Annotated in this window: 5 protein-coding genes; 2 read left to right on the forward strand and 3 right to left on the reverse strand. The window is 59.5% G+C overall.

Going from position 1 to position 6,274, the window contains the following annotated elements; genetic code table 11:
- The first annotated feature begins 38 nt into the window (after positions 1-38).
- Positions 39-1,046: an acyltransferase family protein gene (locus AB4Z20_RS23175; protein WP_258691162.1), complete on the forward strand. Its 1,008-nt coding sequence runs from the start codon at positions 39-41 to the stop codon at positions 1,044-1,046.
- A 68-nt stretch (positions 1,047-1,114) separates the two neighbouring features.
- On the opposite strand, the gene AB4Z20_RS23180 is transcribed toward AB4Z20_RS23175, so the two are convergent.
- Positions 1,115-3,223 carry a TonB-dependent siderophore receptor gene (locus AB4Z20_RS23180; RefSeq protein WP_258691161.1) on the reverse strand — a complete coding sequence of 703 codons (2,109 nt, stop codon included), beginning with the start codon at positions 3,221-3,223 and terminating at the stop codon, positions 1,115-1,117.
- Positions 3,224-3,513: 290 nt separating this feature from the next.
- Between AB4Z20_RS23180 and AB4Z20_RS23185 the strand changes: the two genes are divergently transcribed.
- Positions 3,514-5,310 (forward strand): methyl-accepting chemotaxis protein, encoded by a 1,797-nt coding sequence (locus tag AB4Z20_RS23185; protein ID WP_258691160.1) that lies wholly within the window; start codon positions 3,514-3,516, stop codon positions 5,308-5,310.
- Positions 5,311-5,901: 591 nt separating this feature from the next.
- On the opposite strand, the gene AB4Z20_RS23190 is transcribed toward AB4Z20_RS23185, so the two are convergent.
- Together AB4Z20_RS23190 and AB4Z20_RS23195 are read right to left on the reverse strand one after the other, a co-directional pair.
- Positions 5,902-6,099, reverse strand: a complete 198-nt coding sequence (locus AB4Z20_RS23190) for a YbdD/YjiX family protein (RefSeq protein WP_003201656.1) — start codon at positions 6,097-6,099, stop codon at positions 5,902-5,904.
- A 15-nt stretch (positions 6,100-6,114) separates the two neighbouring features.
- On the reverse strand, positions 6,115-6,274 hold a 160-nt coding region (locus AB4Z20_RS23195), incomplete at its 5' end, for a hypothetical protein (protein WP_442090666.1).

Genomic DNA, 6,274 nt, shown 5'->3' on the forward strand with positions numbered 1-6,274 from the left:
CATACCGTACCGCGCAAACGGATCAACTCTGATTAAGGATGATGCGCGTGGGGGTTTATCGGTTGCTGCTGGCCATGCTGGTAGCGGTTTCTCATATGGGCGTGACGTTCATGGGTATTAACCCCGGCGTCGTTGCCGTGGTGTCCTTTTTGATCATCAGCGGCTTCGTGATGACCTCGTTGATCGAGAGGACCTACAACACCCCAGGACAAATCGGCCTGTTCTACATGGATCGATTGCTAAGGTTGTACCCACAGTTTCTGGTGTACTTCGTCCTGTCCTGCGCGGTGATCCATTTCCTTCTGCCGGGAACACCCCAGGCAGCCGCGCTGACACTCGAAAACATCGCCACCAGCCTGCCGATCGTGCCGCTGGGCTTCTACATGTTTGGCATCACCGTGCCCGAGATCCTGCCACCCGCTTGGTCCCTGGGCCTGGAAATGTGCTTTTACCTGTTGATCCCGCTCCTGATCCTCTACAGGACACGAGGTATCGCCTTTGCGCTGTCCGTAACGGTGTTCATGGTCGCCTCGCTGGGTTACCTCAACACCGACATCTATGGCTACCGCCTGCTGCCGGGTGTGCTGTTCATTTTCCTCTGCGGCAGCTACCTGTATCGGGCCCAGGCCAGGGGGCTGTGGATCGCGTTCGTTACCGGATTCGTTGCAGCATTGATGTTTCTCGCCATTGTCGTGGGGATCATTCCGCGTCGGCCGTTCAACGCCGAGGTGACCCTGGGCATTGCCCTGGGCCTGCCGGCGGTTTTTCTGCTCAGCAGGTTGAAGCATCACCGGCTGGATGAGTTCCTGGGAAATATCAGCTACGGCGTGTTCCTCAACCATTTTGTGGTGATGTACGTGTTGCGGGCATTCTGGCCGGTGGAGTACAGCATCCTGATCATCACGGCAGTGCTGGTGCTGTCGTTCGCCTTGAGTGGTATTTCGTACTACTGGGTCGAGCGACCGGCGCTGAAGCTTCGTCATGCCCTCAGGGCGGGCGTTAAGTACGACGCCACGCAGGTTTCCGTTGGCAGCACGACGGCTTAGCCTTTGACTGCCATACAAAAATGCCCGGAACGCAGGTCCCGGGCATTTTGTGTTTCAGCGCAGCCGAATCAGAACGTCACGCTGGCGCTCAGCCTGGCGGTACGCGGCTCGCCGACGTTGACCTGCAATTCGCTCCCCGTGGAAGACGGGTAGTACTGCTTGTCGAACAGGTTGTCGACGTTCAGTTGCAGCGAGGTTTTGTGCCCCAGCACCGGCGACTCCCAGCGCAGGAAGGCGTCGGCGACCGTGTAGCTGCTGAGCCAGAAATCGTTGGCGTTGTTGGCGGCGCGTTCGCCGACGTAGCGGGCGCCGGCACCGGCGTGCCAGGCACCGAATTCGGCTGGCACGTTCAGATGGTGGCTCAGGTACAGGCTGGCGGTGTGTTTTGGGGCGTTGGCTAAGCGATGGCCTTCGTCATCCGGATCGTCGAGGATTTCCGTGTGGGTGTAGGCGTAGGTGCCGATCAGGTCCCAGCGGTCGGCTAGGCGGCCGGTGATGTCGAGTTCCAGGCCTTGGGAGCCGACTTTGCCGGCGGCTTCCGAGACTTCGTCAACGGTGGTGACTACGTTCTTTTTGACGATGTCGAACAAAGCGAGGTTGATGTTCAATCCCGGCAGCGGATCGTACTTGGCGCCGATTTCGTAGCTGCGGCCCTCCTCTGGTTGGAAGGTACGACTATTCTTGTCGACCACATCATTAGGCTTGAACGACCGGCTGTAGTTGCCATACAACGACAGGGTCTCGGTGGCTTTATAGACCAGTCCCAGGAACGGAACGAAGGCGTCGCCATTGTCGTCGCGAACATTGACCCGCTTGATCATGCCTTGGTTAGCGTATTGATCGTAATGCTGGTAGCGCCCCCCGAAGACCAGGATCCAGCGATCATCAAGGTGCCAGTTGTCCTTCAGATACACCGAGCTGGAGGTCAGTTTGTTGCTCAAGTTGCTTTGCGGCGCATCCACCCTGCTCGGCTCCCCCAGGCCACCATACACCGGTGCCGCAGGGTCAAAGCCTGGTTGATAAGCGCCGCGATAGGTTTTGCCACGGAATTGATCGGACACCTGATTGTCGACGCCGATTAACAGGTCATGACGCTGGCCGAACAGTTCCTGCTTGCCCATGAAATCCCAACTGGCGTAGCGGGTTTCATCGTCATAATGCGCGCCGTTGGCGGCACGCTGGAAAACTCCGTTTGACAGCCGCGGCTGCGCAATCGAAAGACTGTACCGGTCGTTGTTCCACCCGTAGGTCACACGAGTTTTCCACGCTTCACTCAATTCATACTCGAACCGAGCGGTGGCCGTCTCACGAATCCCCACGCTCTTGGCCCACGGCTCATCCAGGCGCTTGTTGTAGTCAATGTCTGCTGGATGACCATCAGTGAACACCGTCCCCCGATCAAACGGATTGGAATATTCGTTGTACTCATAGCTGAGATTCAACGAAGCCCGCTCCCCCGTCCAGGCCAGGGACGGCGCCACCAGCGTGCTCTCATTGACCCCATAGTTGCGCCAGTAGTCCTCATGACCACGCTCGGCAATCAAGCGATAAGCCAACCCGGTGTCCCCCAGCGGCCCAGTGGTGTCCAGGGCCATGGTGCCGCCGCCTTCGCTGTAGGCCGAGCCGCTCAACGTGGCGGTTTGCGTGTACTCCGGTTTCTTGCTGATGACGTTGACCAGGCCGCCAGGCTCCAGCGCGCCGTACAGCATCGAGGCCGGGCCCTTGAGCACTTCGACCCGCTCGGTGGTAGCACTGAAGTTGTGCCCCAGGTTCGAACGCACGCCGTCGCGCAGGATCGAGCCGTCGTCGTTGGTGCCAAACCCGCGCTTGACCAGCGAGTCTCGCGAGCCGCCCAGGGTGTTGCCCTGGCTAACCCCGCTGACGAACTTCATCGCGTCGCTCAGCGAGCGCACCTGATAGTCGGCCAGGGTCTGCTGGGTCACCACGTTGATCGATTGCGCTTCTTCCTTGATCGGCACATCGCTCTTGCTCGCCGTGCTGGCTTGCGACGTCGTATAGCCCTCGTCCTGAGTGACGCGACTGCCCTGGATGTCCGTGGCCGGCAGTTCGAGAGTGTCCTGCGCCCACAATGGGCTGGCAATAAAGCAGCAGGACAGCGTTGGCAACACACACTTGATAAAGGCGTTGCGATTAGCGAGGGAGGTGGAACGTTTCAAGACGCGCACTCATAGAAGGGACGTTAATGAGAGCAAATATACTTTGAGAATGATTCCCAGTAAATCTTTTGTATCAAATGATGATCCCCCCGAACCCCTGTGGGAGCGAGCTTGCGCGCGATAGCAGCGGTACATTCAACACCAATGCAACAGACCCACCGCTATCGCGAGCAGGCTCGCTCCCACAGATTTCGCGAACAGTGATATCAAATCGCCCAACTGCCCTAAAGCTTTGGCGCGCGCGGTCGAATGTATTCCATTGAGAGATTTTTTTGCCCAGGAGCAGCGGCATGCAGACGTTAAAGGCCTTGTACGAGTCTATCGAGATGCAGTTTTTCGATACCCTCACCAAAAAACTGTCGAGCCTTTTCCTGTTGGTGCTGGTCAGTGGCTTGCTGTACTGGGTGGCCCTCAACGCCCGTGCCGAGATCCTGCTGCAGCTGCGCAACGCGCAGTTGGACGGCGCCTTGCTGGGGCAGATCGAAGGTCGGCTCGACAGCCTCACCCATGCCCTGCTCTTCGGCGCGTTCCTGACGCTGTGCATGATCAGCTTCATGGTCTGGTATTTCCGTCACCTCATCGTGCGCCCCGTCACCGCCATGACCAAGGCCCTGGAAGAGATCGCCAACGGCGAAGGTGACCTGTCCAAGGACCTGCCGCTGGTGACCCACGACGAGATCCGCGTGCTGGCCGGCACTTGCAACCGTTTCCTGGCCAAGCAGCGGGAGATCATCAGCAACGTCCAGGCACTGACCGTGCACATCGCCGTCGAATCGGCCCGCTCGTTGAAGAACATCAGCGATTCCAGCGACAGTGCCACCCACCAGGCCCGCTTCGCCAAGGAAGTCATGGACCAGAGCAACACCGCCGTGGGCCGCATCGAAGAAGTCTCGCGCCAGACCCAGGGCATCTCCAGCACCACCGCCCAGAACCTGAGCATGGCCCGCGACTCCTATGCCGAGCTGCTGGAAGTGACTGGCAACATCAGCGAAATCTCCAGCAGCCTCGGTGAATTTGCCACACTGGTGAGCGCCTTGAACCAGCGTTCCTCAAGCATCAAGTCGATTGTCGGGTTGATCCAGCAGATCTCTGCCCAGACCAACCTGCTGGCGCTCAATGCCGCCATCGAAGCCGCCCGGGCCGGCGAAAGCGGCCGGGGCTTCGCGGTGGTCGCCGATGAAGTGCGGACCCTGGCACAAAACGTCAGCCGGGCCACCGATGACATCTCACGCAACATCGACGCCATGCTCGATGAAGTCAGCTCCACCCACGAACAGACCACCCAGATCAGCCACAGCGCCCGGGAAACCCAGAAAGTGGTGGAGCGTGCCTCCGGTCATTTTGAAAGCATGATCGTCGATTTCGAATCCACCAACGGCAAGCTGGCGGACATCGCGACCCATATCCAGCAGTTCGCCGACAGCAACACGGGGATCAACGACCGGGTCACCCAGATCCACGCCGACAGCCAGTTGATCGACCAGCGCATGCAGCATTCGGCAACGGCCACCCGCGACCTGTCCGGCGTGGCCGAAAAGGTCCAGGCGCTGTTGGGTCGTTTCGTGCTCGGCCACGGCAAGCTGGATGCCGCCATCACCCGCGCCAGCGAGTGCCGCGACACGCTCCAGGTCCGCCTGGAGGCGCTGCAACGCGAAGGTCAGAACCTGTTCGATCAGAATTACCAACTGATTCCCGGCACCGATCCCAAGCAGTACATGGCCAGCTATACCGAACGCTTTGCCCAGGTCTGCCAGGAAGAATGCGACAAACTCACCCGCAGCACGCCGGGTGGCAAGGTTTCGTTCATTGTCGACAGCAAGGGCTATTGCCCGGTGAACAACAGCTGGGTCTCCAAGCCGCCGACCGGCGACCGGGCGGTGGATTTGCCGGTGTGCCGCAACAAGCGAATCTTCAACGACCCGATCGGCCTGCGCGCGGCGGGCAACGTCCAGCGTTTCCTGCTCCAGACCTACCTGCGCGATACCGGGGAAATCATGACCGAGATCGACGTACCGTTCTTCTTCGGCGGCCGTCATTGGGGCAATTTGCGAGTGGGCTTCGATGCGGCGGTGTTGTTGGCGGAGTGATCAACACCGGAACCAAGCCAGACAACTACCCTGTGGCGAGGGAGCTTGCTCCCGCTCAGCTGCGCAGCAGTCGCAAAACCGGCTGATACGGTCGGCCTGACGAACAGCCGGGGGCCTGCTTCGCAGGCCAGCGGGAGCAAGCTCCCTCGCCACAGGGAATTTGTGGCGTAAACAATCCTGAGAACACCCCAAAAAAAATGTGGGAGCGAGCTTGCTCGCGAAGGCGTCGGGTCAGTCGCCATCATCGTGACTGACACTCCGCTATCGCGAGCAAGCTCGCTCCCACAAGGGATCTGTGGGGTATGGAAGTCCTGAGAGCCCCACCCAAAAACAACTGTGGGGTATGGAAGTCCTGAGCCCCACCCAAAACAACTGTGGGGTATGGAAGTTCTGAGCCCCACCCAAAACAACTGTGGGGTATGGAAGTCCTGAGCCCCACCCAAAACAACTGTGGGGTATGGAAGTTCTGAGCCCCCCAAAACAACTGTGGGAGCGAGCTTGCTCGCGATGGCGTCGGGTCAGTCGCCATCATCGTGACTGATACTCCGCTATCGCGAGCAAGCTCGCTCCCACAAGGGGATCGACCTCAGTTCAACAGCACTTGGGCCCACCCTTGCCGCCGTAACGGGCCTCCTGGCGTTCGCGAAAGAACGCCTCGTAGTCCATCAACGGTTTGTCCGGGTGCTTGGTTTGCATGTGCTCGACGTAGTTGTCGTAGTCGGGCATGCCGACCATCAGGCGGGCGGCCTGACCGAGGTATTTACCGAGGCGACTCAAGTCATTGAACATCGTTGCAATCCCCTATCAAGCGTCCGGCAAGGCCTGGAATGGCGCTTCCTTGTCCGTGCGTTCCTTGGTGCCCCAGGCGGCGATGCCGACCTTGAGCGCGTAGAACAAAATGCTGAAGACCACGAACAGGAACAATGCCGTCAGCGTCGCGTTGGTGTAGGCGTTGAACACCACG

The sequence above is a fragment of the Pseudomonas sp. KB_12 genome (assembly GCF_052114545.1).
In the GTDB taxonomy this organism is placed as follows: domain Bacteria; phylum Pseudomonadota; class Gammaproteobacteria; order Pseudomonadales; family Pseudomonadaceae; genus Aquipseudomonas; species Aquipseudomonas brassicacearum.

Bases quoted from the DNA above. Each gene is read 5' to 3' on its own strand.
- AB4Z20_RS23175 (WP_258691162.1), top strand. From the start codon at position 39: ATGATGCGCGTGGGGGTTTATCGGTTGCTGCTGGCCATGCTGGTAGCG.
- AB4Z20_RS23185 (WP_258691160.1), top strand. From the start codon at position 3,514: ATGCAGACGTTAAAGGCCTTGTACGAGTCTATCGAGATGCAGTTTTTC.
- AB4Z20_RS23190 (WP_003201656.1), bottom strand. From the start codon at position 6,099: ATGTTCAATGACTTGAGTCGCCTCGGTAAATACCTCGGTCAGGCCGCC.